The organism is Silvibacterium bohemicum (assembly GCF_001006305.1).
In the GTDB taxonomy this organism is placed as follows: domain Bacteria; phylum Acidobacteriota; class Terriglobia; order Terriglobales; family Acidobacteriaceae; genus Silvibacterium; species Silvibacterium bohemicum.
On record NZ_LBHJ01000001.1, the window covers coordinates 551,928 to 575,897 of the forward strand.

The following is a 23,970-nucleotide window of genomic DNA, read 5'->3' on the forward strand; positions in this document are numbered from 1 at the left end:
ATCGCATGATCGCCAGCTAAGAGGGCTCCCCTCTTGATGAGTCGCTCTCGGCAGTGTCGCCGCGACGACTCTTTTCGCCTTTCCGCTTATTGACTGCCTGGCGCAGGATGTACTCGATCTGTCCGTTCACGCTGCGCAGTTCGGCCTGCGCCCAGGCTTCCAGGTCGGTCCACAGCGCGGGATCGATGCGCAACAGAAATGGTTTGCGTTCTGCCATTCCGTCGGCCTAGTTGTACAGCGTGCCGGCATTGACCACGGGATGAACCTCCGACTCCGCGCACAACACGACCATTAAGTTGCTCACCATTGCTGCCCGGCGCTCGTCATCGAGCTGCACTACCTCTTTGCTGGCCAGTTCCTTCAGCGCCATGTCGACCATGCTCACCGCGCCCTGCACGATCTTCTGCCGGGCAGCGATCACGGCGTCTGCCTGCTGCTGCGCAGCATCACCTGCGCGATCTCGCTCGCGTATGCCAGATGCGTGAGCCGCGCTTCGTCGACGGCTACGCCGGCTTTCGACAGGCGGTCAGTCAGTTCCTTACACAACGCCGCTGAGACCTCGTCCACATTGCGGCGCAGCGTCGTGTCCTCGGGATTCGCATCGTCGTATGCATAAAGATTGGCGAGATGCCGTAGCGCCGACTCGCTTTGCGTCGCCACATAGTTCTCGTAGTTGTCCACGTCGAACATGGCCTGCGCTGTGTCCGCGACGCGCCAGATGACCACGGCGGCGATCTCGATGGGATTGCCGCGCAGATCGTTCACCTTCAGCGTGCCGCCATTCAGTGTGCGCGCCCGCAGGGAGATCTTATTCCGTCCCAACCCGCGCTTTTCAGTACCGGCCGACAGTTTGGCCTGCAGCGCGTTGAACTGGAAGCCGAATTGTCCCGTTCCGTTGCTATAGAACGGATTGGCCCAGAAAAAACCATCGCTGCGCACGGTTCCTTTGTACGAGCCGAAGAGCAGCAGCACCCGCGCCTCGTTCGGCTGAAGCGTAAAGAAGCCCTTCAGCAGAACCACGTCGGTCAGGACGATGAGGATAGCCGGCAGCATCAGGAGAGGCATTTCAATCTGCGCTCCGAAGAAGACCAGCCCCAAGGCGACAAAAAGCAGAATGATCGTCGCGGCCACCATCGGAGCTCCCTTGATGGCAGAAACAACGCGCTCCTGATGAGCAACGGAAGAATTGGCGTTCATCGGCGCACCTCGCGCATCGAATCATCGATGCTATTGAAGTGATATCATTTTAATAGCATCGATGGCAAGACCATTTTCTGGGCGAGGCTGATGGCTTCGCTCGGGCGAGGGACAGACTTTTTATGGAAGAGTACGGATTATCGCAAGATCGGGAAGAAACTACTTAGCGATTACATCCACGGCTACTGGAGCCTTGCGCGGCGGATAGCAGGAATTCGTGTCGCAGGCCTGATAGCGGAGCACGCCTTCGAGCAGATGTTCGCCCGCGGCCGCATGGATGTGTGCGTGGATCACGAATTCGCCGGTGTAGACGCTGAGCTTGTCGTTGGGCATGGCGGCCAGCGCGTAGTCGGTGCCGGCGGGGAATTCGACCGGTCCGATGGTCAGGCCGGGAGGTTCGATCACCATCAGCTGGGTGGGGATGAAGCTCTTTTCGCGCGGTTCATGCGAGTTGATGTGCATGCCGGGATTGATCTTGAAGTGCAGATCGACGACGCTTTCCTTCTTCGCTGTCACCGTCACCTGCTCGGGATAGAGAAAGTGCACCGACTGGTGCGAATCGTCCGCCGAGTCGCCGGTCTGCCAGGGCATCTTCTGCGCAAATCCCAAACTCACTGCCAGAAGTCCGGCTGCAACGGTTGCGGCAGCCGCGGAGGATGCCGCGACAATCCGCATCATTCGGATTGGCCTTTGGTGGAAGGATTGCCGGTGCCGAGCGCCTTCTTGATGTCGGCTTCGATTTCGTCGCGATCGGCCAGTCCTACAGTTGCTGCGACCACCATTCCATCGCGGCCTACGAAGAAAGTTGTCGGCAGCGCGTCGATGCCGCCGTAAGGCTTGGCGACATTGCTGTCGTCGATCACAACCGGATAGTTGATGTGCAGCTTGGTTGCTGAGTCGGCGATCTCCTGCTTTTCCTTGAGCAGCTTCGCGGGATCGTCCAGGTCGAGGTCGTCCTCGGAGACGCCGAGCACTTCGAGCCCCTGAGCCGCGTACTGGTCATGCAGCTTTTCGAGCCAGGGGATCTCCACCTTGCACGGCGCGCACCAGGTCGCCCAGAAATCTACGATAACCGCCTTGCCCCGGTAGCTGGAGAGCGACACCTTCTTGCCCGTGGTGTCTTTCAGCGTGAAATTGGGAGCCATTTTCCCTGCCAGCGGATTGGCGAACTGCGGGTCGTCGGCCGCATTTGCGGGTGTGCCTGCTCCCGCAGGCTGTCCCGGAGTCTGCTCCGCGGGACCGGACTTCACGACCATGGCCTGAAACTCTTTCAACTTGGCTTCTTGCTGCTTGCGCTGCTGGTAATTTTTGAGGCCCGCCCAGCCCATCAGCCCGAGAGCGACCAACACTATGACAATGACGAGAACGTTCCGGTTCGCCGGCTTTTTTTCCTTCGCTCCCGCCCCGGGAGGTGTCTGCGCATTCGTCGTCATCTTCAAATTCCTTCCAACTGCAAAAACCGCGAGCTTCACCACTATTTTAGAGGATGCGGCAGCTCTGATAGCATCAACTATTTGACGCCGCACACACCATCCCGTCTGGTGCGCATCGAGGCCGAGGCTTTGGTGGCGCTGGCCGACCGGCTCGAAGGCCCCATGGCCGCCGATTTCGAGCGCGCCGTCGAGTGCATTCTCCAATGCGGACAGTCGCGGGGACGCGTGGTCGTGACCGGCATGGGTAAGAGCGGCATCATCGCGCAGAAGATCGCGGCTACGCTTAGCTCGACCGGCAGCCCCGCGCTTTTTCTGCATCCTGCCGAAGCCGTTCATGGCGACCTGGGCATGCTGGCGCGCGGGGATGTGGTGGTTGCGCTCTCCGCCAGCGGGGAAACTGAGGAGATTCTCCGTCTCCTGGTCAATATCAAGCGCATCGGCGACGCCCTGATCAGCTTCTGCTGCAATCTCGAATCCACGCTCGCGCGGTCGAGCGATGTTGCCCTCGACGTCAGTGTGCCGGCTGAAGCCTGCGGCATGGGCCTTGCGCCCACCGCATCGACCACCGCCATGCTGGCTCTCGGCGACGCGCTGGCCATCGCCGTCTCACTCCGCAAAGGCTTTCGCGCCGAAGATTTCGCCGATCTTCATCCGGGCGGCAAGCTGGGCAAGCGCCTGGCCCGTGTCCGCCAGCTCATGCACGCCGGAGACGCCATCCCCAAGGTCCGGATCGACACGCCGATGACCGATGTGATCTACGAGATGTCGCGCAAGAAGCTGGGCATGACCACGGTGGAGGATGGAGGCAAGCTCGCCGGAGTGCTCAGCGACGGCGATCTTCGACGCCTGCTCGAACGGGAAGGCCCCGAGGGCCTGAAGAAGACGGCCGGTGAAGCGATGAATCCCAGCCCGCGCACTATTTCGGCTGAAGAGCTGGCCGTTCGGGCACTCGACACGATGGAGGAGCGCAAGATTACTTCGCTGGTCGTCGTCGATGGTGCGGGAGCGATCGAAGGCGTGGTTCATCTTCACGATCTGTGGGGCACGGAGCTGATTTAAAAAGCTCTCATCCGGGCCCATCAAAGCGGCACATCAAGGCGGCCCATCGAGCGCGAAAGATTTCTTGCAGGCGATGTCCAAACAGCGAAGACTCGAACGTCATGGAAGTGACGGGCTATCATAGCCGCCAAACTAATCCGGAACCAATCAAAAGGAGATCTTCCATGCAATATCTGCTATTGCTTTACGCGCAGGAAAGCGGCTGGACGAATATGTCGAAGTCCGAACAGGAACAAGGAATGGCCGCGTACATGGCCTACACCCAGGCGCTCACTACAGCAGGAGCGCTTCGGGGCTCCAACCGCCTGCAGCCTATCTCCGCCGCCACCACTGTTCGCAACGTCGAAGGAAAAGCGCAGGTGCTCGATGGTCCCTATGTCGATTCCAAGGAGCAGCTCGGCGGCTATTACCTGATTGAAGCTCCCGATCTCGATGCGGCGCTGGCGTGGGCGGCTCGCTGCCCCGGCGCCAACCACGGTGTCGTCGAGGTGCGTCCGCTCTGGAGCATGTAAGCGGCCTCGCACGCTGCCAATGGAACCCCGGAAGTCGATGATGGAGACGACGACAATGGAGACAACGGGGCCGTTCAGCGAGATCCAGGCCCAGGCGCGCAATACCGCGGAGGATGTTGCGCGCCGCAGCTATGGAAAGCTGGTGGCCTTTCTCGCGGCGAGCACCCGCGATGTAGCCGCTGCCGAAGATGCGCTGTCCGAAGCATTTGCTTCGGCGCTGCTCCACTGGCCGAAGAACGGCTGCCCGGCGAATCCCGAAGCGTGGCTGCTCACTGTGGCTCGCCGAAAATCCATCGATACCGCTCGACGCCGTCAGGCCAGCGGCGTGGTCGATGAGGACATCGACCGGATCGCAGCCACGCTCGGCGCAGATACTCCGCTCGATCCCCATATTCCCGACCGGCGGCTGGCTTTGATGTTCGCCTGCGCGCACCCCGCCATCGAAGCCACCGTCCGTGCTCCTTTAATCCTGCAGGTGATCCTCGGGCTCGATGCGGCCACCATCGCCACTGCGTTTCTCGTCTCTCCGGCCACGATGGGCAAGCGCCTGGTCCGCGCCAAGAGCAAGATCCGCGAGGCCGGCATCCCCTTTCGCATTCCCGAACGCGACGATCTGCCCGCTCGCCTCGGGACGGTGCTCGAAGCCATCTACGCGGCTTTTGCCGAAGGCTGGATCGACGCTGCCGGTACCGACCCTGCCCGTCGCGATCTGACCGAGGAGGCATTTTTTCTGGCTCGTCTGGTTGTGGAACTGATGCCTGCTGAGCCCGAGGCTTTGGGGCTTCTCGCTCTGATGCTGCATGCTGAGGCTCGCCGTCCAGCCCGCCGCAATGGGCAAGGCGAATACATTCCGCTCGCCGATCAGGATGCCTTGCTCTGGAATTCCGCCATGATCACGGAGGCTGAATCGCTTCTGCATCGCGCCCAAAGAGAGGAGCGCATCGGACGCTACCAGCTCGAAGCGGCCGTGCAGTCGGCTCACGTCCATCGTCTCCGCACCGGCCGCGGCAACTGGGAGGCGGTGTTGCAGCTTTATGATTCGCTCTTTGCTCTCACCGCTTCGCCGGTCGTCGCTATCAACCGCGCTCTGGCCATTGCCGAGTCAGAAGGAGCACAAGCCGGGCTCGATGCCATGCCTCCGCCCCACGACGCCGGCCTGGCGGAATACCAGCCGTACTGGGCGGCGCGCGCGGCCCTGCTGGCCGGGACTGGCGCGTTCGAGCCGGCGCTTCATGCTTATGAGATCGCCATTGGGCTGGAGCGCGATCCCGCCGTGCGCCGCTTCCTCGAAGGCCGTCGCACCAGGCTCGGGCGAGAGTTCTCTGGCTGCATCGATGGGCTTGAGAATGCCGACGAGGACGATGCGGCGAAGAAACGCCGATAGAAGAATCGTCGGGTCTCTCTTCCTGTTCGGCGGCTCTTTTTTGTAAGGACTCTTCCTAGGCACCCTGAAGTTCGAATCTGTTCCTGCCGATATCCGCATTCTGGAGTGCTGCATGAAAGCTGCTGAGCAGGTTTCTTTCGACATGGAGGGGCAAAGTAGCCGGGGAAGAGCGCAGCCAACCCGGTTCGTGGCGCGGCAGCCGATATTCGATGCGCGGAGAAATGTCTACGGCTACGAGCTGCTCTTTCGCTCTGGATGGGAGAACTCCTTCTCGGGCGACATCGAGGACGCCACCCGGCAGATGCTCGACAACTGTCTGGTGTGGGGTGTCGATTCGCTGGCCGGCGGCGGCCTGGCATTCGTAAATTGCACCCGCGAAGCTCTGGTGAGTCAGCTGGTCACGCAGCTTCCGCCGGGCAACACGGTTTTGGAAATCCTCGAAACGGTCGAGCCCGACGAGGAACTGCTGAAGGCCTGCCGCGCCCTCCGCGCCATGGGCTACGTCTTTGCCTTGGACGACTTTGTTCCGCGTCCAGAGATGCGGCCGCTGGTCGAGATGGCCCGCTTCGTCAAAGTAGACTTCCGCCTTTCCGATGCCGCCGAGCGCCGTCGTATTCATGCCATGGTTTGCGGCAGCCCGGCGGCACTGCTGGCCGAAAAGATCGAGACTCCTGAAGAATTTTCCGCGGCTCTGGCCGAAGGCTATGAATATTTTCAGGGCTACTTCTTTTGCCGCCCGAAGATCTTCGCGAACCGCGAAATTCCATCGAGCTGGGCGAATTATCTGAGGCTATTAGCTGAATTGACGGAGTCGCCATTCGATGCGCGCGCGGTGATACGCATCATCATGGCCGAGACCTCGATCTGCTATCGTTTGCTGCGGCTCGCCAACTCCGCGCTTCTGGGTACGCGCAAGGAAGTGACCAGCGTGCAAAGCGCTCTTATTCTGGTCGGGGAAGACCGTTTTCGCCGGCTTGTCAGCCTGGCGGTCTCAAGCGCCCTGGGACGCGACCAGCCTCCTGCGCTGATCAGCCTCTCGCTAGAACGCGCCCGCTTCTGCGAGCTGGTGGCTCCGCTCCTGGGGCAAAATCCGCATGAGCAATACATGCTGGGACTGCTCTCCCTGCTGGACGCGATCCTCCAGTGCCCTATGGAGAAGCTGCTGAAGTCTCTTCCGCTGCGCCCCGAAGCCAAGGCCGCCCTGCTTGGAGCCGAGAACTCCATCGCTCTGCCGCTTAACCTGATCCGCTGCTATGAGGCGGGGGCGTGGGAGCCCTGCGCGGGAACGATACAAAGCCTTGGGCTGAGTGAAGAGAGGCTGGCGGGTATCTATATGGAAGCGATCCGCTGGACCACCGAAGCTATCGCCTCGACTCGCTAGCTGGATATCCATCCCATTCCATCGCGCTGTTAGAACGCCGGCAGTCGGGAACTGCAGGTCTCTCCGCTTCGCTTCACCACCCCGTCACGCCAAAAGCAGGCGCGCCGGGGACCCCGATTTCGCTCCGGTCGGTATGACAATTTATGAGAGGAAATCCCTGGCTCTAGAGCGCTTCCGCCTGCTCGACCGTCTCTGTAATTGGGATCAGTCCGTCTACTTTGGTGAGCTTGAAGAGCTCGAGGACGCGATAGTTGGGGCCTGCGGCAATCACCTTCTGTCCCCGCCTCTGCGCCGAGACGTAGGATTTGATGATCGCGCCCATTCCTGCGGAATCCATATACGGAACGCCAGAGAGATCGAAGATGGTAACCGGCAGGTGCTCATGGTCGATCGCACTCTGCAGGGAGAAGAAGTTCTGGAGCACAACCGGTCCGGTGATCCGCAGGATGCGGGTGCCTTCAGCCTTGCCGGGAAGAGTTTCAATGGTAAGAGGATCTTGCTGCATAACGATTGAAGTGTATGCATTGGGGCGGGATAGGAGTGTTACATTCGCGTGAAATCCCGAATCCGGAGAGCTGGCCGGTAGCCGTCAGAAAAATGATTGGAGAGCGGCCTGTCTTTGATAAGATCGGCGGTCCAATATGCTGAAGAAGATCGCCTGCCTGCCGATTCTCTGCCTCTGCTTCTCGACCAGTCTTCGCGCCGCCAACCCCACGTGGGTAGAAATTCGCAGCGCTCACTTCACAGTGCTGACTGACAGCAATGAAAAGCGCGGCCGCCAGCTGCTCGACCAGTTCGAGCGCATGCGCTGGGTCTTTCAGACCATGTTTCCCAAGTCTAATGTCGATCCCGTTTCTCCCATTACGATTCTGGCTGTGAAGGACAAGAAAGACTTTCAAGCGCTCGAGCCCGAGGCTTATCTCTCCAAGAACGCTTTGAATCTGGCCGGATATTTTCTTACCGCGCCGGACAAGAATTACATCGCCCTGCGTTTGGACGCCGAGGGCGAACATCCCTTTGCGACCGTTTATCACGAGTACACCCACCTGCAGCTCAGTCCGGCGGGGGAATGGCTGCCTCTCTGGCTGAACGAGGGTCTGGCCGAGTTCTTTCAGAACACCGACATCCACGACAAGAATGTGCAGCTCGGCCAGCCCAGCCCGGACGATATCTACTATCTGCGGCAGAGCCGGATGATGCCGCTGGTTACCCTGCTCAAGGTGGATGTGAACTCGCCCTACTATCACGAGGAGCAGAAAGGCTCGGTGTTTTATGCCGAAGCCTGGGCACTGACTCACTATCTCGAAATCACCGATCGCAAGAACAACACCCATCGCCTGCACGACTACACAGAGCTGATGAGCCAGCATCTGGACTCGGTGACGGCGGCGGAAAAGGCCTTCGGCGACCTGAAGCAGTTGGAAAAGGATTTGAATAATTACGTTGCCCAAGGCAGCTTCAGCTATTTCACCCTGAACAGCGCGGCGGCTCCGCTCGATGAGGCGTCGTACCAGGTGACGGCGCTGTCTCCGGCTCAGGCTGACGCTGTACGCGCCGATTTTCTTGCCTATGCGCAACGAACCAAGGACGCCCGCACCCTGCTCGACACTGTCCTTCGCGAAGACCCTAACAATGTCTTGGCCCACGAGACCATGGGCTATCTCGAATTCCGGGACGGCAATCGTGACGCGGCGCGCAAGTGGTACGAGGAGGCGGTCAAGCTGGATTCCCAGAGCTTTATCGCCAACTATTATTACGCTTCCATGTCGTTCGGCAGCCGGGATGACGCCACCCAGGCTCAGGTCGAGGCTAGCCTGCAGACGGCCATCAAGCTCAATCCGCGTTTTGCGCCGGCTTACGACGAGCTGGCATCGCTCTATGGAATGCACCAGGAAAAATTGGACGAGGCGCATCGGTTGAACCTGCAGGCCGTGGCGCTGGAGCCGGCGAACGTCAACTATCGCATGAATGCCGCCAATATTTTGCTGACATCAGGGCGTGCCGAAGATGCGATTCGCGTTCTCAAGGCAGCAGAGGGCGTAGCCAAATCGCCGCAAGAGCTGAGCGTGATCTCCGTCCGTCTGGCCCAGTTGGAGCAGTTCCAGGCGGTTCAGGAATCGACGCAGACCGCGCTTCGTGACGCGAAAGATCTGTCTACGGCGCCCGGTCCTCCGCCGGGAAAGGTGGCGACCCGTCTCTCCAGCGTCGGCAACTTCGGAGCGGCTGGATCGACCATCGTAGAGTCCGCGCCGCCCAGGCATCCTGACGAAACGCCGCACGCTCCGTGGCATACGGCCAAGGGAGTGATCCGGGACGTCCAGTGCAGTGATCCCGCAATTTTTGAAATTACCGTGATCGGAGCGGGGAAGACGGTTCAGCTTTACAGCGATAACTATTACAAGGTGGAATTCTCTGCCGCGAACTTCACTCCGGAGGGTGAGATTCATCCCTGCAAGGATTTGCAGGGAATGAAGGCGAGCGTGAAGTATTCGGAGAGCAGCGATAAAACCATTGACGGCCAGGTGGTGGCGGTCGAGTTGAGCAAATGAGTCCGGGGCATGAAGCCCCTGCTCTCTCCGTTCTGGGCTTCTGATCTCTCCGCCCTGAAGGCACTGGTTGGCTTCGCTCGCGCGGCTTTTCGGGCGGTATTGTCTTTGGGCAACGGTTCAGATGAGTCTTGGAGCTGTTGCATGGTCTGAACGGGATGGAATTTTTTCCCAGAATTAGTCCCCTGAGTCATTGATTCCTCAGGGCATTCCCAAGCTGTTCTGGAGGCCTGTTTAGGAGGCGAGGGACGGTGCGGACCGGAGCGTCGAAATTTTGAGATTCTTTGGGACGCGATTCGGCCCAGACTGAATACAATTCGCCTGCGTAGCGGGAGACGCGCGTTCCGATCTTGACGATTTCAGTGAATCCCTGTTCCAGAAGCAGGGCGCGCAGGGCAGAGAAGCCGATCGGGTATGGTATCCACTGACTCCGCGCCCTTTCGTCATATTCGACGACCAGCAACCGTTGGGAAAGCGTCCGTAGCCTTGCGGTTAAAGTGGCCTGGTCTTCGATGTAATGCAGGAGATTGGCTATGAGCACGCCATCGAGTGGAGGCAGGGGGAGGTTGCTCCCGGTGAGGGTCGCGACTTCCTTGCGGATGGTTACATCCTGATACCGGTCAGGAATCTGCGATAACGATTTTTCGTCTTTATCGATGGCGTGGATAACGCTGCCGGCGGGCAGCAGGGTTGCAAGGGCGAGCGTAAACGTGCCTGTTCCGCAGCCCAGATCGCACCATGTCTGGGGACGATCGCCGGAGATTTTGTCGATTCGAATCAGGTCAGCTGCCTCAGAAATATTCATTTCTCGTTTGTCTCTGCGAAGCAGGGTCCTTTCGGGGTGGAGTGATTGCCATCCATGGCTTTTCGCAAGAGACAACACGGCCTCGCGGGCTTTATTCAGCCCATGGTTCCCTTCGGATGTAGTGGGATTTCAAAGGGGGTGGTGAGTAGGAAGGCCCGGGGCTGAAGCCCGAGTTTGGTTTGGCTTAACAGGGGCATGAAGGCCCCTTCTCCCTCCGCCCGGGAGGCTTCTGCTTCCTTCAGTTTGAAGGTCCCTTCTTCCTCCGGCTTAGAGGTTTCTGTTCGGCCCCTGTTCTCTCCTTGGGGTCGTGGCGAGACGTTGTTTAGGATAGCGAGGCACCGGCGATCGCTAGTTCGCCAGGGCTTCGGGGCTGGCGGTTCTTGATATGCCTTCTTCGGGTCGACGGCGCACGATGCCTGCGGTGACCAAGGCCATGATGATTCCGACGGGCAATGGTTCGAGCAGGGTCATGGACATGCGGTACAGCGGGTTCGAGTACATAACTTCGAACTTGTGGGCCTCCGCGATCCTGGCTTCGAGGGCGGCGCCCTGCAGGCCGGAGTTCTGGGCCCGTTTCTCCATGCTGGCGGCGTAATCGTGTGCGAAGTTCTTCTCCACCGTGGCCGACAGGGCTTCCCACATGGCTACGTAACAGACGCAGGAGATCAGCATCATGAGGGCGCCGGCGGCGAAGGCCCGGCCGAAGGTGATCGAGCCGCCGCATTCGGTGTCGCGGTAATGCTTCACGCCGACAAAGACGATCAGGAAACTGAGCACCATGGTGGTGTAGCCGACCAGCATGCCGTAGCTGGCATTGATGTGGTGCTCGAAGGGCACCGTGACCGCCATCGTGCCCGCCAGAACGAGACCGCTCAGCAGGCCATACTTCCAGACACTCTTCTTCATGTTCACTGCTCCTGGGTACGGGGCGCTTCGGAGCGCCGAGACGTCCTCACCCTGCCCGATCGGGCGATGGTTGTGCGTCATACTTTCGCATGATTTTGCCGGAAATCGCGAAATTCATGCGAAAGTTAGCCGGATCTAGGGGAGGAGGCCGAGTTCCTTGCTGCGCTGGACAGCTTCGGTGCGGCGGCGGGCGCCGAGCTTGTCGAAAGCGCGGCTGCAGTGAGTCTTCACGGTGTTCTCGCTCACGAAGAGGGTTTCACCGATCTCGCGGTTGCTCAGGCCGCGGGCCACGAGCTCGAGGATTTCCAGCTCGCGGGGGGTGATGCCGAGGCGCTTGCGGACGGTGTCGTCGGCGGTAAGGTTGGGTGTTGTGGGTGCGGGGACAGCGACTTCGACGATGCGGTCCACGACACGGTGTACGACACGTTCCCGGATACGTTCGCGGGGGGCGAGGAGCCGGGTGCCGAGCCAGATGCCGGCTCCGGCGAAGAGGATGGCGATCAGGACGCCGTAGATGGCGATCGAGTGCTCAAGGACGACGAAGCGGAATTCGGTCCACTGGAGCAGCGTGACCAGGACGCCGCCGACCAGCCCGAAGATCAGCACCTGTTTGCGCATCCGCCTTATCCCAGGGAAGTTGCTGCCTATGATATCGCGCGGCATTCGGTGAGGGGAACTGGAGCATCCCGGAGCTGCAGCCGGCGGGGGCCGCTCTAAGGTTTTCCGGCTTGGCGTGGATTGAATTGGAAATCGGGGTTGCTGCTAAAGCGATTCGGCCTGTTCCAGAGTGGCCGCGATGGGAATCAGTGAATCTACCCGGGTCAGCTTGAAGAGCTCGAGCACGCGCTCGTTCACCGACGCCAGGATGAGCTTATGTCCGCGCTTCTGGGCGGCTACGAAATACTTGAGCACTACCCCGAGGCCGGCCGAATCCATGTGCGGCACCTTGCTCAGGTCGAGGATGGTGACCGGCGACTGCAGCTTGAGAAACTCTGCCTGCAGCGTGGTGAAATTCTGGAGTGTAATGGGACCGCTTACACGCAGCACGCGAACGGCAGGGGACTTCCCGGGCAGCACTTCGATCGACAATGACACTTGATCCGATACCTCTGGAAACGATGCGGCGGTGAACAACCATCATACAGCTTGGGCTTGAAAGACCCTTTAACCCCAATGGATGAGGTCAACACAATCGATCTCCAGCCCCTCCGATTTCACCCCTTCACTGCTGAGTGACACATCGGCAAGAATCATCACCGCGGCTCGCGGTTGGCCGTATGATGATCAACAGAAATCATCCCGCCGGAGGAAGTTTGCTCTACTGGCTGCTGTATCAAAAGCTGTTCCTTTATTTCCGCCCATTCCGCATTTTCCGGTATGTGACCTTTCGCACTGCCTTTGCGACGCTGACCGCTCTGCTGATCGCTCTCTTCATCGGTCCGTTCGTCATTGAGAAGCTGCGCGAGTTTCAGATAGGCCAGTACATCCGCGAAGAAGGGCCGAAGGATCACCAGAAAAAGGCAGGCACTCCCACCATGGGGGGAGTCCTGATCTGCATTGCCATCCTGCTTCCCACGCTGCTCTGGTCGGACTTATCTAACCCCTTTGTTTGGCTGGTGATGGGGTCGACGCTGGCCTTCGGCGCCATTGGTTTCGCGGATGACTACATCAAGGTTGTCCATCGCCGCAATCTCGGTCTTACCGGACGCGCCAAGCTCGGCGGCCAGTTCCTGGTGGCCATCGCCATCGCCGCTGCGCTCATTTTCATGCAGTCGCAGGGCAGCTATTCCACGCAAATTACTGTTCCTTTTATCAAAAGCTTCCATCCCCACCTTTCCGTGCCCTTTCTCACCCGGATTCCGCACTGGGGGCTGGTCGCCTTCCTGCCCTTCGTGGCCTTTGTGGCGCTGGTTCTGGTCGGATCGAGTAATGCCGTCAACCTGACCGATGGATTGGACGGTCTGGCCATCGGCTGCACCATCGTCGCCGCCGGAGCGCTCACCGTCCTCACGTATGTGAGCGGCCACGTGGTCTTCGCCGATTACCTGGAATTGCAGCGGATGCCGCTGGTGGCGGAGGTGACCGTCTTCTGCGGGTCCATGGTGGGGGCGAGCATTGGATTCCTCTGGTACAACGCCCATCCAGCCGAAATCTTCATGGGCGACGTCGGCTCCCTGGCGCTGGGTGGGGCCATTGGAACGGTTGCCGTCGTCATCCGCCAGGAACTGCTGCTGCCGCTGATCGGCGGGATCTTCGTTCTGGAGGCGCTTTCGGTCATTCTCCAGGTGGGCAGCTATAAGCTGCGCAAGAAGCGCATCTTCAAGATGGCCCCGCTCCATCACCACTTCGAGCTGCAGGGATGGTCGGAATCCAAGGTCATTGCCCGCTTCTGGATCGGTGCGCTAGTGTTTGCACTCTTTGCACTCACCACGCTGAAGCTGCGCTAAATGTAGTCCCCGGCGTGCAACAATGACCTGTTCGGCAACAGGCGTCGCGGGCGTGTGTTCGAACCATCTGAACTAGCTGAACTGGGTTGACCATCTTCATCTGCAGGCCTGAACGTATACCAATGGAACTCAAAGGCAAAAAAGTACTCGTCGTGGGACTCGGCAAATCCGGCCTGGCCGCCGCGCTCTTTCTGCGCCGCCGCGGGGCGCAGGTCACCGTCTCCGATGTTCGCAGCGCAGAGGCGCTCGCGCAAGATATCCCCGCACTGCTCGATGAGGGCATCATGGTGGAGGCCGGAGGCCACGGTCTGCTCACCTTCCGCCGGCAGGACCTGATCGTGGTGAGCCCTGGTGTGCCCATCGATACCCCCGAGCTGGTGCAGGTGCGCAACTTCGGCCTGCCCATCATCGGCGAGGTCGAACTCGCTGCCCGTTTTCTCAAAGGGAAGGTTCTGGCCATCACCGGCTCGAACGGCAAGACGACGACGACTTCGTTGTGCGGCGAAATCCTCGCCGCCGGCAAGCTTCCGGTCGCGGTGGGAGGCAATATCGGCCTGCCGGTCATTGCGCTGGTCGACGACTCTCGCGAAGATGGCTGGTCGGTGCTCGAAGTCTCCAGCTTCCAGCTGGAGACGACCTATCAGTTCCGTCCCGAGATCGCGGTCATTCTCAACATCACGCCCGACCATCTCGACCGCCATGGAACTTTCGAGAATTATGCAGCGGCCAAGGAAAAGATCTTCGCCAATCACACTGCCGAAGATGTTCTGGTCCTGAATGCCGACGACGATGTTGCCTCGAAGGTCGCCGTTCGGGCCAAGTCGAAGATCTACTGGTTCAGCCGCAAGCGCATTGTCCGCCAGGGCGCGTGCGTGCACGACGGCGCCATCATCTTCCGCGCCTCGGAGCAGGCATCGCCGGAGTTCATTCTCAAGGTCGAGGAGATTCCGCTCAAGGGATCGCACAACATCGAGAATGTTCTTGCTGCCGTCTGCGCCGCCCGCCTTGCAGGAGTCGAGGCCGAGGCCATTCGCAGCGCGGTGATGGCCTTCCACGCCGTCGCCCATCGTCTGGAATTCGTGGCTAATGTCAACGGGGTCGATTACTACAACGACTCCAAGGCCACCAATGTCGACGCAGCCATGAAGGCCATCGACGCCTTTCCGGGGGGGATTCATCTCATCCTCGGCGGCAAGGACAAGGGCTCCGATTATCGGCTGATGCGGCCGCTGATTCAGGAGCGGGTGAAGGCGGTTTACACCATCGGGTCGGCGGCGGAGAAGATCTTTACGCACGTGGAAGGCGCAGCGCCCATCGTGGATGCGGGCACGCTCGATGCGGCTGTGACTAAAGCCGCTGAGGCGGCGCAGCCGGGCGAGATCATCCTGCTTGCGCCTGCCTGCTCCAGCTTCGATCAATTCCAGAACTACGAACATCGCGGGCAGGTCTTTAAAGACCTGGTCCTCGCCCGCCGAGGGGTACGCGAATGGCAGAGCGCATAGGCATGGCAGAAGGGGTCGCATGGCGAAACAAGTAGGCGTAGACAAGTGGCTTTACTGCGCGACCCTGGTGCTGGTGGTCATAGGATTGCTCATGGTCTTCAGCGCTTCCGCGGTGATGGCCAAGGAGCGTACCGGCTCGCCCTACCACTACGTGCTGCTGCAGTCGGCCTGGGCCGCGCTCGGCCTGGTGGCCATGACTCTTCTGATGAAGATCGACTATCGCCTGTATAACCGGCCCAATGCGGTCTTCCCGGCCATCGCCATCACCACGCTGCTGCTGCTGGTGGCCTTCGTCATGCACGATTCGCATGGCGCGCATCGCTGGATTCGCGTAGGCCCGCTCTCCTTTCAGCCATCGGAGATTGCCAAGCCGGTGATGGTTCTCTTTCTTGCATGGTTCCTGCAGAACCGCATGAGTTCGATCGAAGACGTGCGTGCAACCGTCTTGCCCGCGGTATTACCCAGCCTTCTCTTCATAGCACTGCTACTCAAAGAGCCTGACCTGGGCACGGCGATGGTCTGCGCCGGCGTCACCGCGCTCATGCTCTATCTCGCCGGCATGAATATGAAGTACCTGGGATACGCTGCGGTTGCCGCCGCGCCGGTGCTTTACTTCATGCTCTTCCGCGTGAAGTGGCGGAGGGACCGCATCCTCGCCTTCCTGAATCCTGAATCCGATCCGCTGGGCAAGGGGTTTCACATCATTCAGTCGTTGATTGCCGTTGGCACCGGAGGCATTCGCGGAGTCGGCTACTTCGACGGCCGCCAGAAGCTCTTCTATCTTCCCGAGCCGCATACCGACTACATCTTTGCCAACATCGCTGAAGAGCTGGGCCTGATCGGCGCGATCGTGGTGATCGCTCTCTTCGTCGTCCTCGGCTATCGGGGAATGCGGGCCGCCATTCTCTGCAAAGATCCTTTCGCCCGCTTTCTGGCCTTCGGCATCACGGCAACGCTGCTCATCCAGGCTTTCTTCAACATCAGCGTGGTGCTCGCGCTCGTGCCCACGAAGGGAATCACCCTCCCTTTTATCTCGTATGGAGGGACCTCGCTCTTCATCATGCTGGCTTCCATCGGAGTTCTCCTAAACATCACTCGCGAAGTGGATTGAGCGCGGCGAAATCCCGCGGATTATTTCCCGTCTTTCATCTTTCGGGCAGATACTTGCGCCACTCGTCGCTCTCCGCGATGTGCTTCAGGAGCGCGAATCGCCGGTGCAGCAACCTGCGAATGTGGGGCACAAGCAACAGCGCTCCGGCGATCTGACCGGCCCAGCCCCAGGGCATCGTGAAGTGCAACTCGTCGCGCAGCAGCACTCCGTCATGGCCATGATCTTCGAAGGAATGCGCGTGCGAGAAGCTGGCGAATCGCCCCGCGATCATGCGATCGCGGAAGAAGACCGGCGGCTCATAGGCGTCGATCAAGCTCTCGTGGAACTGCGGCAGGCCGAGCTGCCGGCCCTGCCACCGGATGGTGCCTCCTTTCGAGACCAGCCCCGAGGTGCGGCCGCGAACGGGCCGCATCTTTAGCTCGTGCTGCACAATCTCCACGCTCGTTGACAGGAGAAAACATCGCTCGATCGGTGCGAACACCGTAATCTCATCCCGCAAAACAAACTCATGTGTCATCGCTATTTAGCATAAGCGTGCGGCGGCGCGGCAGTATCCAGAAACGGTTTGCTGCTGGTTTGTCCCGATCATTCACGCGGCCATTTGTTTTAATTTTCTGCCGGACATTCCGGCTGCGCGATACGATGGTTGCCGCAGAGCCCAGCGCGATGGGCGAAACTCCTGAGGCTCTGCCTTAGACGGCATGTCCGCGTCGATGCCGCCATCTCGAGAAAAATCTTGAAGCGCAATGGGAATAGCGCTCCTTCTAGGAGGTTATGAACACATATGGCACTCGATATGAACAAGCTCAACGAATTTGTCGGACGCTTCGTCGGCGATCTGGGAGCGGCCGTGCATGCCGGCCTGGTGGTTATCGGCGAAAAGCTCGGCCTTTACAAAGCGCTCGCTGCACAACCGATGACGTCCGCCGAACTGGCTGCTAAAACTTCAACGGACGAGCGCTATGTCCGCGAATGGCTGGCTTCGCAGGCCGCCGGTGGTTATGTCACCTATGACGAAAAAACGAATAAGTTCAGCCTCAGCGAGGAACAGGCCTTTACTCTGGCGAACGAAGACAGCCCAGCCTATCTGCCCGGAGCGTTCGAGCTGGCGCTGGGCTCTCTGGCCGCGGTGCCGCGTATCACCGAGGCCTTTCGGTCCGGGGCGGGCATGGGATGGCACGAACACGACGCGGGTGTTTTTCATGGCTGCGAAAAGTTCTTTCGACCCGGTTATGCCGCGAACCTCATAAGCTCCTGGATTCCCGCGCTGGAGGGCGTGCAGAAGAAGCTCGAGGCCGGGGCGCGCGTCGCCGATGTGGGCTGCGGAAAAGGCGCGTCAACGATGCTGATGGCCGGCGCATTTCCTAAATCGAGCTTCACCGGGTTCGATTATCACGACGGGTCGATTCAAGGCGCGCGTGAATCGGCAACCCGGCAGGGGATGAGCGACCGCGTCGCCTTCGAGGTGACCAAAGCCAAAGAGTTTCCAGGCAAGGATTATGATCTGGTCGCGGTCTTCGATTGTCTGCATGATATGGGCGACCCTGTGGGTGCTGCCAAGCATGTTCGCCAATCCCTCAAGCAAGACGGCACGTGGATGATCGTGGAACCCTTTGCGAACGACCAACTGAAGGATAATCTCAATCCCGTCGGCCGCGTGTATTACGGCTTTTCGACCCTGCTGTGCACCCCATGCTCGCGATCACAAGAGGTCGGTCTTTGCCTGGGCGCGCAGTCGGGAGAGGCGCGCATCCGGGATGTGGTTTCAGCCGCCGGCTTTACCCGCTTTCGGAGAGCGGCGGAAACGCCGTTCAATATCGTCTACGAAGCAAGGCCGTAAGCGATAGAAGCAGACGGGCGAGAGACTTATTCGATCAGAACCCTGTTCGGTCGCGGTCCGCGATCTCTCGTCCGCCTGCTGTGGTGCGCTTCCATCCCAGGGAAGACTTACTTCCCGTCCGCTAAGTGATGGTCGAAGCTGATCACTCGCGTCACCTTCCATACTCCATTTTTGTTTTGCCACAGGTGAACAAACTTGGCCTCGCCGACTCCGTCCACATCTTCATGGCCTGGATGATGGAAGCGATGAACGCCGATCTCCACCGCTCCATAGTTAGCGATGGGATAGACCTCGAGCGTTCCCGGAACGAGCTCGCGGGTTACTTTGCCGCAGATATTGTTTTTCACGCCGTCGACCACGGCCTGCCGGCCGCGGCTGAAGCCGCCTTTGTCGTGATAGAACTCCAGATCGTCATCGAGAAGCGACCCGAACTTCGCGAGGTCGCAATGGTTGTAGGCGTCGAAGAGCTGCGCATCGAGAGCGGCGATGGTCTGATAGAGCGGATCGGGGGTTGCGGCTGTCTGCGCTTGCAGGGGAGAAAGGGGAGGGAGCAACGCCACGGCGGCAAGGAGGGCTAGCAGCAATCGAAGAGTTCTTTTCATAGGAGTCTCTTTCGCACGATTCGTTCATCGAGGTGTACGCGTTGTCCGCATCCGTTGTTCCCGGAGTTCGTTCGCACCTACCTGATAACTAATGCAACCGCAGCCTGACGTGGAAAATCCGTCGCGGACGATAAGCTAAGAGAGATGGAGAAATCGCTAAAGATCATCATCGCCGGTGGAGGCACCGGCGGCCACATCATTCCAGCTCTGGCCATCGCCGATGAGCTCAAAGCCGCGTATGGCGCGGAGATGCTCTTTGTCGGCACGCCCCGCGGCCTGGAGTCGCGGCTCGTCCCGCAGGCGGGATATCCGCTAAAGCTCATCGAAGTCGGCCAGCTGAATCATGTCTCGCTGCTTACGCGGATGCGAACGCTGCTCGATCTTCCGCTGAGCCTGCTTCGCTGCCGTACTTTGCTGCGCGACTTCGCACCGAATGCCGTCGTCGGAGTGGGCGGTTATGCGTCGGGACCGGCCATGGGCGCGGCGATTCTGGCTGGAATTCCTATGCTGGCTTTCGAGCCCAATGCTTTTCCCGGACTTGCGAATCGCCTGGTCGGTAAGCGTGTCAGCGCCGCTGCCGTGAACTTCGCTCCTGCTGCAAACTACTTTCGCAACGCCGAGATCACCGGCATTCCGGTGCGCAAGGATTTTTTTGCTCTCCAGCCGCGGCCTGCCGATGCGCCACCCCACCTGCTTGTCTTCGGAGGCAGCCAGGGTGCGCGTGCGCTGAACACCTTCATGCCCAAGATTGCCCGGCATCTGCTGGAAGCCGTCCCCGGTCTTACCATCCTGCACCAGGCTGGAGCGCGCAACGCCGAGACCACGCTCGCGGCTTATCAGGCCAGCGAAGCCGATCCCGCGCGCTGGCAGGTGCATGCCTTTCTCGATGACATGCCGCGCCGCTTTGAGGCTGCCGATCTGGTGCTCGCGCGCGGCGGAGCGAGCACGGTTGCCGAGCTTGCAGCAGCAGGGAAGCCGTCGCTGCTCATCCCATTTCCGCAGGCGGCCGATGATCATCAGCGCAAAAATGCGGAAGTGCTGGTCCAGGCCAACGCCGCTGCGATGCTGATCGAGGCCGGCCTTACGGCTGAGAAATTATCTTCGACGCTTTTAGATCTGTTCGCGGATCGGAGCCGGCTCCAAGCCATGTCTGAACAGGCTCGAACGCTTGCGCATCCCGATGCCAGCCGGCGCATTGCAGCGATGGTTCGAACGATAGCAAAATAGCTGGCTCAGAAGCGAAAAGGCCTGCTCCGGAGAGCAGGCCTTTGCTATTTATTACGTGAGGACGATCTTACTTACCGGTGACCGCCACCGCCGCCGCCGTGTCCACCGCCACCGCCGTGGAATCCGCCACCACCACCGCCGAAGCTGGCATGACCGCCGCCACCACTGAAGCCGCCTCCACCGCGATAACCGCCGCCGCCGCTGAATCCGCGTGAGCCGCCAGCACTGCCGCCGCGATAGGCGCCGCCGAAGTTTCCGCCACGTCCGTTTCCGGCGAAGCCGCCACGTCCGTAGGCTCCAAATCCGCCACGTCCATAGCCGCCGCCGTATCCGCCGCGGCCAAATCCACCGCGTCCGAATCCACCGTAGCCACCACGTCCGAAGCCGCCATAGCCGTAGCCGCCGCGGAAGCCGAATCCGATGCGGTTATAGCCGAAGCCCCAGCCGCGTCCATACCAGCCGTGGTACCACGGGCCGGCGCCGATGAATACGCCGCCGTAGAACCAGTCGTCTCCGTAATATCCGTAAGGAGCGCACGCGTACGGATAATAAGAGTAATAACCCCAGCTGCACGCTGGAGGACCGTAAACGTCAACCGGCGCCGGATAGCCTACTTCCGGTCCGATGCCGATACCGACAGCAACCTGAGCATGAGCCGATGGCATAAACGCCAGGGGAAGAGCCAGTAGTGCCAGTAAAGCGAAAGAGCGCAGGATGCGCATGATCTCAACCTCCCCGCCGCTCCTTGATCGATCTTTCCCACCAGGAGGACGCGGCTCTTATGGCCCCGTATCGGGTGCCTCCAAGCCTATTTCTAATAACAGTAGATGCTGCGAAAAGTTGCGCGGTTCAGTGTTCTCGCACCGGGGTTTGAGCCTATTGGAAACGGCGTAACATTTGCACCAAAACAAAAGTACCCGGACGCGGGGAGCGTCCGGGTACTGACAGGCGGCGTCTGAGGAACGCGCCCGTTCGCGGCACATGAGGTCTTAACGACGCCCATGGTCCCAGCCGCGATATCCATGATCCCGGTCGAAGCGATAGTCGCGATGTGCGACGAAATATTCGTCGTGATGAATCCAGCGTCCCGGCACCCAGGCCGCGCCTGCGTAATATCCGGGTGTCCAGGCATAGCCGACGCCGGGGCAGGCGGGAACATAATTTGCATAAAGAACGGGGGCGACCGGCGGTGCGACGCGAACCGCGAAAGCTACCTGAGCCTGAGCCGCTGCACCGGCAGCAGCAACCGTTCCAGCAAGTGCGAGGGTACGAAGAATGCCTTTCATAAGAGCTCCTCTCGAGTCCGCCTTCGAACCGCTCTCGAAGCTTCGGAACTCATCTTCGGTTGAGCTTCTTCGCTCTTCCGAATTGCTCTGAGTGTGTGAACAGCAGCTGGAGAGAATTGTTGCGGCCTTTATTTTCGCCTCTGAATGCGTCGTTTCCTGCTCTACCTGCATCGCAGTTTTGCCTTGCTCCCGGTTCTTTCCATTCGCGTCCGGCTCAATTCTTAAACAAAGAGACCGGCTGCCGGTGGAAGAGGATAGCCACGGTCATGGAGAAAACCTCTTCGGCTATCGGTGTACTTTGGTACATTAATACCTATGCCTGGACAGGATATCTATCTCGTCGAACGCATCCAGACCGGAGTGCGCATCGAGAAGCGTCTGCTGAAAGTTTTGAAGGGGCTGGCCGAGTATTGCGATCTCACTCTCGGCGATCTTCTTGAAGGCATCGTGCTGCACGCTCTCGAAGGCAAGTGCGCCCTCAGTCCGAAGACGTTGGCGCAGGTTGCTGCGCTCAAGAAAATTTACGGTCTGGATTTAACCGCCGAGACGAGCCATCGGCTCAAGGAAAAGCCTGCGCCGAAGGCTAAGGGCGATAAAAAGTAAAACGGCGATGGCCATCGTCTTTTTCAAGTCGTCGACGCCTTCACCGGATCGGAAGGAATATCTGGCTATGATCCACGCGAGAAGTGAGTTCACTTTTACTGTGCATGCGCCATTGGCCGCAGCCTTTCCGCTCTTCGGACCCGAAGGAGAGCGACCGTGGGCCGGACCTGACTGGGACCCGCAATTTCTCTATCCCATACCAGCCAGGGATGTCGAAGGCGCGGTCTTCCGCATCCGACGCGGGCATCGCGACGCTCTCTGGGTGAATACCGTCTTCGACATTCAAGCGGGTCATGCCGCCTATGTCTCCGTCATCGACAAGAAGATCGCCACGCGTGTTGACGTGCAACTCACGGCAATCGATCCGCAGACTACCAGTGTGCACGTGATGTATGAGCGCACCTCGCTCGATGCTTCAGCAGAAGCAGAGGTTGGTGAGATGGCGCGCACCGATCCGCAAATGGGCCGCGAATGGAAAAAGTCCATTTCGGATTGTCTGGCGCGCGGTTGAGTCGATCGTCGAGATTTCGTGCCGGTATAAAAGAAAAGCCCGCCGAAGCGGGCCTCTCGTTGCAAAGCAGCGCTTACTCCTGTGCGGCCTCGATATCCAGGGTGATCTTTACATCGTCTCCCAGGACGTTATCGCCGGACTTGAGGGTGCCATTCCACACCAGTCCGAAGTCCTGGCGATGGATGGTGGTGGTGGCCGAAAATCCGCGATGTGGCTTGTTGTCGGGACCGAGCTGCTCTTTGCCTGGATCATCCAGACGCAGGACAACCGGCTTGGTGATGCCGTGCAGCGTCAGATCGCCATTCACGATGTAGTCGTCGCCCGACTTCGCCACCGAGCGGCTCACGAAGCTCATGGTCGGAAACTTCGCGACCTCGAAGAAATCCGGGCTCTTCAGGTGCCCGTCGCGCTGCGCCACGCCGGTATCGACGGTGGTGGTGTCGACGGTCGCGTTCACGCTCGATTTGGCCAGATCCTTCTCGTCGAAGATGATGATGCCGTTGATGTTGGTGAAACGTCCCCGCACATTCGAGATGGCCATGTGGCGAACGGTGAACTCGCTTTGCGAGTGGGCCGGATCAATCTTCCACGTCGACTGAGCCTGCGCCGCCGATGCGGCCGTCGCAAATACTACTGCGGCGAGCAGGTTGTTCAAAATAATCTTCTTCATTGCTCTTCTCCTGAAAATTGCGCCTTAAGGCCGGCCCGGGCATCAAAATAGCCAAAGAAACCGGTTAGCAACATTCGCAATCTAAGCAACAGATGTCGATTATCGCGAAAGGTCGCTAAAATTATTGCGGAAAGAGGCAGCGGTGGCGGAAATCAGCGAAATCAATACAAATTACGCCGGCCCGAAACTCGATCCGCGGGTTCTGCGGACGCGGAAGATGCTTCGCGACGCGATGAGCGACCTGCTCGAAACGCGTCCGTTCGATGCCATCTCCGTTCAGGAGATCGCGGAGCGGGCGACGGTGAACCGCGCCACCTTCTATGCCCACTACCTCGATCGCGAGGCGCTGCTCGAAGACCTCATCCGCAGCCGCTTCGAGGAGCTGCTCGCGGCTCGCCAGGTTCGTTTTGAAGGCACCTGCCCATCGGCTCTCAAAGTGGTCATCCTTGCGGTTTACGACTTCCTGCGCGAGATGGGGACAGGCTGCCGCGAGCAGCGCCGGCACTTCGAGCCATTCATGCAATCGGTGGTGCAGGCCGAGGTCGAAAAGGTTCTCCTGACGGGGCTGGAGAAGGGAGCCTTTCAGCTGGGAAGCAGTCCCGAGCTGGTGGCTGCGACTCTGAGCTGGGCTATTTATGGGGGCGCTACCAGCGCTCTGCGCCTTCCTATCCCGGATTCGGATTCGGAGCAGGCGGCTGCCCATGCCGATAGCTTTGTGGAAGATGTCTACGGCCTGCTTCTGCCCCTTCTCATTCCCGGAGCCACTCCCGCCAGCGCTGCCGCCGCCCACCACGGGTAGTCACTTTGGGCTCGTCCTTTCGAGGCGGGCGGAGCCGGATGATGCGTTCTTCCGCCGCGATGCCTCTATCGGACGCGGGGAAAATCACCGAATCTCTCAAAGCAAATCCAGCGGTCTGAAAAAAGGCCGGCGATCTGCCGATATTCCTT

28 protein-coding genes are annotated in these 23,970 nt (G+C 59.8%); 13 read left to right on the top strand and 15 right to left on the bottom strand.

The genetic code is table 11. The features are described from left to right. Positions 1-16 precede the first annotated feature (16 nt). From XX99_RS02350 to XX99_RS02365, 5 genes are all read right to left on the bottom strand, one after another. Positions 17-217 carry a hypothetical protein gene (locus XX99_RS02350; protein ID WP_050057748.1) on the bottom strand — a complete coding sequence of 67 codons (201 nt, stop codon included), beginning with the start codon at positions 215-217 and terminating at the stop codon, positions 17-19. A 9-nt stretch (positions 218-226) separates the two neighbouring features. After that, the gene (locus XX99_RS27580) at positions 227-421 is read right to left on the bottom strand and encodes an SPFH domain-containing protein (RefSeq protein ID WP_197081812.1); all 195 of its coding nucleotides are present in this window, start codon (positions 419-421) and stop codon (positions 227-229) included. Next, positions 418-1,197, bottom strand: a complete 780-nt coding sequence (locus XX99_RS02355) for an SPFH domain-containing protein (RefSeq protein ID WP_197081813.1) — start codon at positions 1,195-1,197, stop codon at positions 418-420. The genes XX99_RS27580 and XX99_RS02355 overlap by 4 nt, the downstream gene beginning before the upstream one ends. Before the next feature lie 159 nt (positions 1,198-1,356). Further along, complete coding sequence (locus tag XX99_RS02360; RefSeq protein ID WP_050057749.1) at positions 1,357-1,875, bottom strand: protein-disulfide reductase DsbD domain-containing protein; 519 nt, start codon at positions 1,873-1,875, stop codon at positions 1,357-1,359. After that, complete coding sequence (locus tag XX99_RS02365; RefSeq protein WP_050057750.1) at positions 1,872-2,630, bottom strand: TlpA family protein disulfide reductase; 759 nt, start codon at positions 2,628-2,630, stop codon at positions 1,872-1,874. Before XX99_RS02365 ends, XX99_RS02360 begins: the two co-directional genes overlap by 4 nt. Positions 2,631-2,711: 81 nt before the next feature. Between XX99_RS02365 and XX99_RS02370 the strand changes: the two genes are divergently transcribed. The 4 genes from XX99_RS02370 (at position 2,712) to XX99_RS02385 (ending at position 6,966) form a co-directional block, all read left to right on the top strand. Then, complete coding sequence (locus XX99_RS02370) at positions 2,712-3,689, top strand: KpsF/GutQ family sugar-phosphate isomerase (protein WP_050057751.1); 978 nt, start codon at positions 2,712-2,714, stop codon at positions 3,687-3,689. A gap of 164 nt (positions 3,690-3,853) precedes the next feature. Continuing rightward, positions 3,854-4,201 (top strand): YciI family protein, encoded by a 348-nt coding sequence (locus XX99_RS02375; protein WP_050057752.1) that lies wholly within the window; start codon positions 3,854-3,856, stop codon positions 4,199-4,201. 55 nt (positions 4,202-4,256) lie between these two features. Continuing rightward, positions 4,257-5,585: an RNA polymerase sigma factor gene (locus tag XX99_RS02380; RefSeq protein ID WP_082125180.1), complete on the top strand. Its 1,329-nt coding sequence runs from the start codon at positions 4,257-4,259 to the stop codon at positions 5,583-5,585. A gap of 112 nt (positions 5,586-5,697) precedes the next feature. After that, complete coding sequence (locus XX99_RS02385) at positions 5,698-6,966, top strand: EAL and HDOD domain-containing protein (RefSeq protein WP_050057753.1); 1,269 nt, start codon at positions 5,698-5,700, stop codon at positions 6,964-6,966. Between the two features lie 163 nt (positions 6,967-7,129). On the opposite strand, the gene XX99_RS02390 is transcribed toward XX99_RS02385, so the two are convergent. Then, entirely contained in the window at positions 7,130-7,471 is a 342-nt protein-coding gene (locus XX99_RS02390; protein ID WP_050057754.1) for an STAS domain-containing protein, read from the bottom strand. A 136-nt stretch (positions 7,472-7,607) separates the two neighbouring features. Between XX99_RS02390 and XX99_RS02395 the strand changes: the two genes are divergently transcribed. Beyond that, the gene (locus tag XX99_RS02395) at positions 7,608-9,515 is read left to right on the top strand and encodes a tetratricopeptide repeat protein (RefSeq protein WP_050057755.1); all 1,908 of its coding nucleotides are present in this window, start codon (positions 7,608-7,610) and stop codon (positions 9,513-9,515) included. A 187-nt stretch (positions 9,516-9,702) separates the two neighbouring features. On the opposite strand, the gene XX99_RS02400 is transcribed toward XX99_RS02395, so the two are convergent. From XX99_RS02400 to XX99_RS02415, 4 genes are all read right to left on the bottom strand, one after another. Continuing rightward, a complete protein-coding gene (locus XX99_RS02400) occupies positions 9,703-10,317 on the bottom strand; it encodes a class I SAM-dependent methyltransferase (protein WP_050057756.1) in 615 nt (204 codons plus the stop codon). Between the two features lie 348 nt (positions 10,318-10,665). After that, on the bottom strand, positions 10,666-11,223 hold the full coding sequence (locus tag XX99_RS02405) for a DUF4199 domain-containing protein (protein WP_050057757.1): 558 nt from the start codon (positions 11,221-11,223) through the stop codon (positions 10,666-10,668). 135 nt (positions 11,224-11,358) lie between these two features. Next, positions 11,359-11,841, bottom strand: a complete 483-nt coding sequence (locus XX99_RS28275) for a response regulator transcription factor (protein ID WP_050057758.1) — start codon at positions 11,839-11,841, stop codon at positions 11,359-11,361. A 144-nt stretch (positions 11,842-11,985) separates the two neighbouring features. Beyond that, on the bottom strand, positions 11,986-12,318 hold the full coding sequence (locus XX99_RS02415) for an STAS domain-containing protein (RefSeq protein WP_184084501.1): 333 nt from the start codon (positions 12,316-12,318) through the stop codon (positions 11,986-11,988). A gap of 218 nt (positions 12,319-12,536) precedes the next feature. On the opposite strand from XX99_RS02415, the gene mraY reads away from it, so the two are divergent. From mraY to ftsW, 3 genes are all read left to right on the top strand, one after another. Continuing rightward, a complete protein-coding gene (gene mraY, locus XX99_RS02420) occupies positions 12,537-13,670 on the top strand; it encodes a phospho-N-acetylmuramoyl-pentapeptide-transferase (protein WP_050058083.1) in 1,134 nt (377 codons plus the stop codon). Positions 13,671-13,792: 122 nt separating this feature from the next. After that, positions 13,793-15,172, top strand: coding sequence for a UDP-N-acetylmuramoyl-L-alanine--D-glutamate ligase (gene murD, locus XX99_RS02425; protein WP_050057760.1), 1,380 nt, complete (start codon positions 13,793-13,795; stop codon positions 15,170-15,172). Between the two features lie 19 nt (positions 15,173-15,191). Then, entirely contained in the window at positions 15,192-16,283 is a 1,092-nt protein-coding gene (ftsW, locus tag XX99_RS02430; protein WP_050057761.1) for a putative lipid II flippase FtsW, read from the top strand. Between the two features lie 34 nt (positions 16,284-16,317). Here the strand turns inward: ftsW and XX99_RS02435 are convergent, their stop codons facing one another. Beyond that, a complete protein-coding gene (locus tag XX99_RS02435) occupies positions 16,318-16,764 on the bottom strand; it encodes an SRPBCC family protein (protein WP_082125183.1) in 447 nt (148 codons plus the stop codon). A 303-nt stretch (positions 16,765-17,067) separates the two neighbouring features. Here XX99_RS02435 and XX99_RS02440 point away from each other — a divergent pair, with 303 nt between their 5' ends. Continuing rightward, a complete protein-coding gene (locus tag XX99_RS02440) occupies positions 17,068-18,123 on the top strand; it encodes a class I SAM-dependent methyltransferase (RefSeq protein WP_050057763.1) in 1,056 nt (351 codons plus the stop codon). Between the two features lie 107 nt (positions 18,124-18,230). On the opposite strand, the gene XX99_RS02445 is transcribed toward XX99_RS02440, so the two are convergent. After that, entirely contained in the window at positions 18,231-18,725 is a 495-nt protein-coding gene (locus XX99_RS02445) for a nuclear transport factor 2 family protein (protein ID WP_082125184.1), read from the bottom strand. Positions 18,726-18,869: 144 nt separating this feature from the next. Here XX99_RS02445 and murG point away from each other — a divergent pair, with 144 nt between their 5' ends. Continuing rightward, the gene (murG, locus tag XX99_RS02450; protein WP_050057764.1) at positions 18,870-19,952 is read left to right on the top strand and encodes an undecaprenyldiphospho-muramoylpentapeptide beta-N-acetylglucosaminyltransferase; all 1,083 of its coding nucleotides are present in this window, start codon (positions 18,870-18,872) and stop codon (positions 19,950-19,952) included. Between the two features lie 71 nt (positions 19,953-20,023). On the opposite strand, the gene XX99_RS27050 is transcribed toward murG, so the two are convergent. Together XX99_RS27050 and XX99_RS27055 are read right to left on the bottom strand one after the other, a co-directional pair. Beyond that, on the bottom strand, positions 20,024-20,674 hold the full coding sequence (locus XX99_RS27050; protein WP_050057765.1) for a hypothetical protein: 651 nt from the start codon (positions 20,672-20,674) through the stop codon (positions 20,024-20,026). A 267-nt stretch (positions 20,675-20,941) separates the two neighbouring features. Next, positions 20,942-21,238, bottom strand: a complete 297-nt coding sequence (locus XX99_RS27055; protein WP_156185754.1) for a YXWGXW repeat-containing protein — start codon at positions 21,236-21,238, stop codon at positions 20,942-20,944. 315 nt (positions 21,239-21,553) lie between these two features. Between XX99_RS27055 and XX99_RS02465 the strand changes: the two genes are divergently transcribed. Further along, positions 21,554-21,841, top strand: a complete 288-nt coding sequence (locus XX99_RS02465) for a hypothetical protein (protein WP_050057767.1) — start codon at positions 21,554-21,556, stop codon at positions 21,839-21,841. 7 nt (positions 21,842-21,848) lie between these two features. Next, positions 21,849-22,352, top strand: a complete 504-nt coding sequence (locus tag XX99_RS02470) for a hypothetical protein (RefSeq protein ID WP_050057768.1) — start codon at positions 21,849-21,851, stop codon at positions 22,350-22,352. A 73-nt stretch (positions 22,353-22,425) separates the two neighbouring features. On the opposite strand, the gene XX99_RS02475 is transcribed toward XX99_RS02470, so the two are convergent. Beyond that, on the bottom strand, positions 22,426-23,022 hold the full coding sequence (locus XX99_RS02475; protein WP_050057769.1) for a YceI family protein: 597 nt from the start codon (positions 23,020-23,022) through the stop codon (positions 22,426-22,428). Between the two features lie 142 nt (positions 23,023-23,164). On the opposite strand from XX99_RS02475, the gene XX99_RS02480 reads away from it, so the two are divergent. Then, positions 23,165-23,821 (top strand): TetR/AcrR family transcriptional regulator, encoded by a 657-nt coding sequence (locus XX99_RS02480; protein ID WP_050057770.1) that lies wholly within the window; start codon positions 23,165-23,167, stop codon positions 23,819-23,821. The last annotated feature ends 149 nt before the right edge of the window (positions 23,822-23,970 follow it).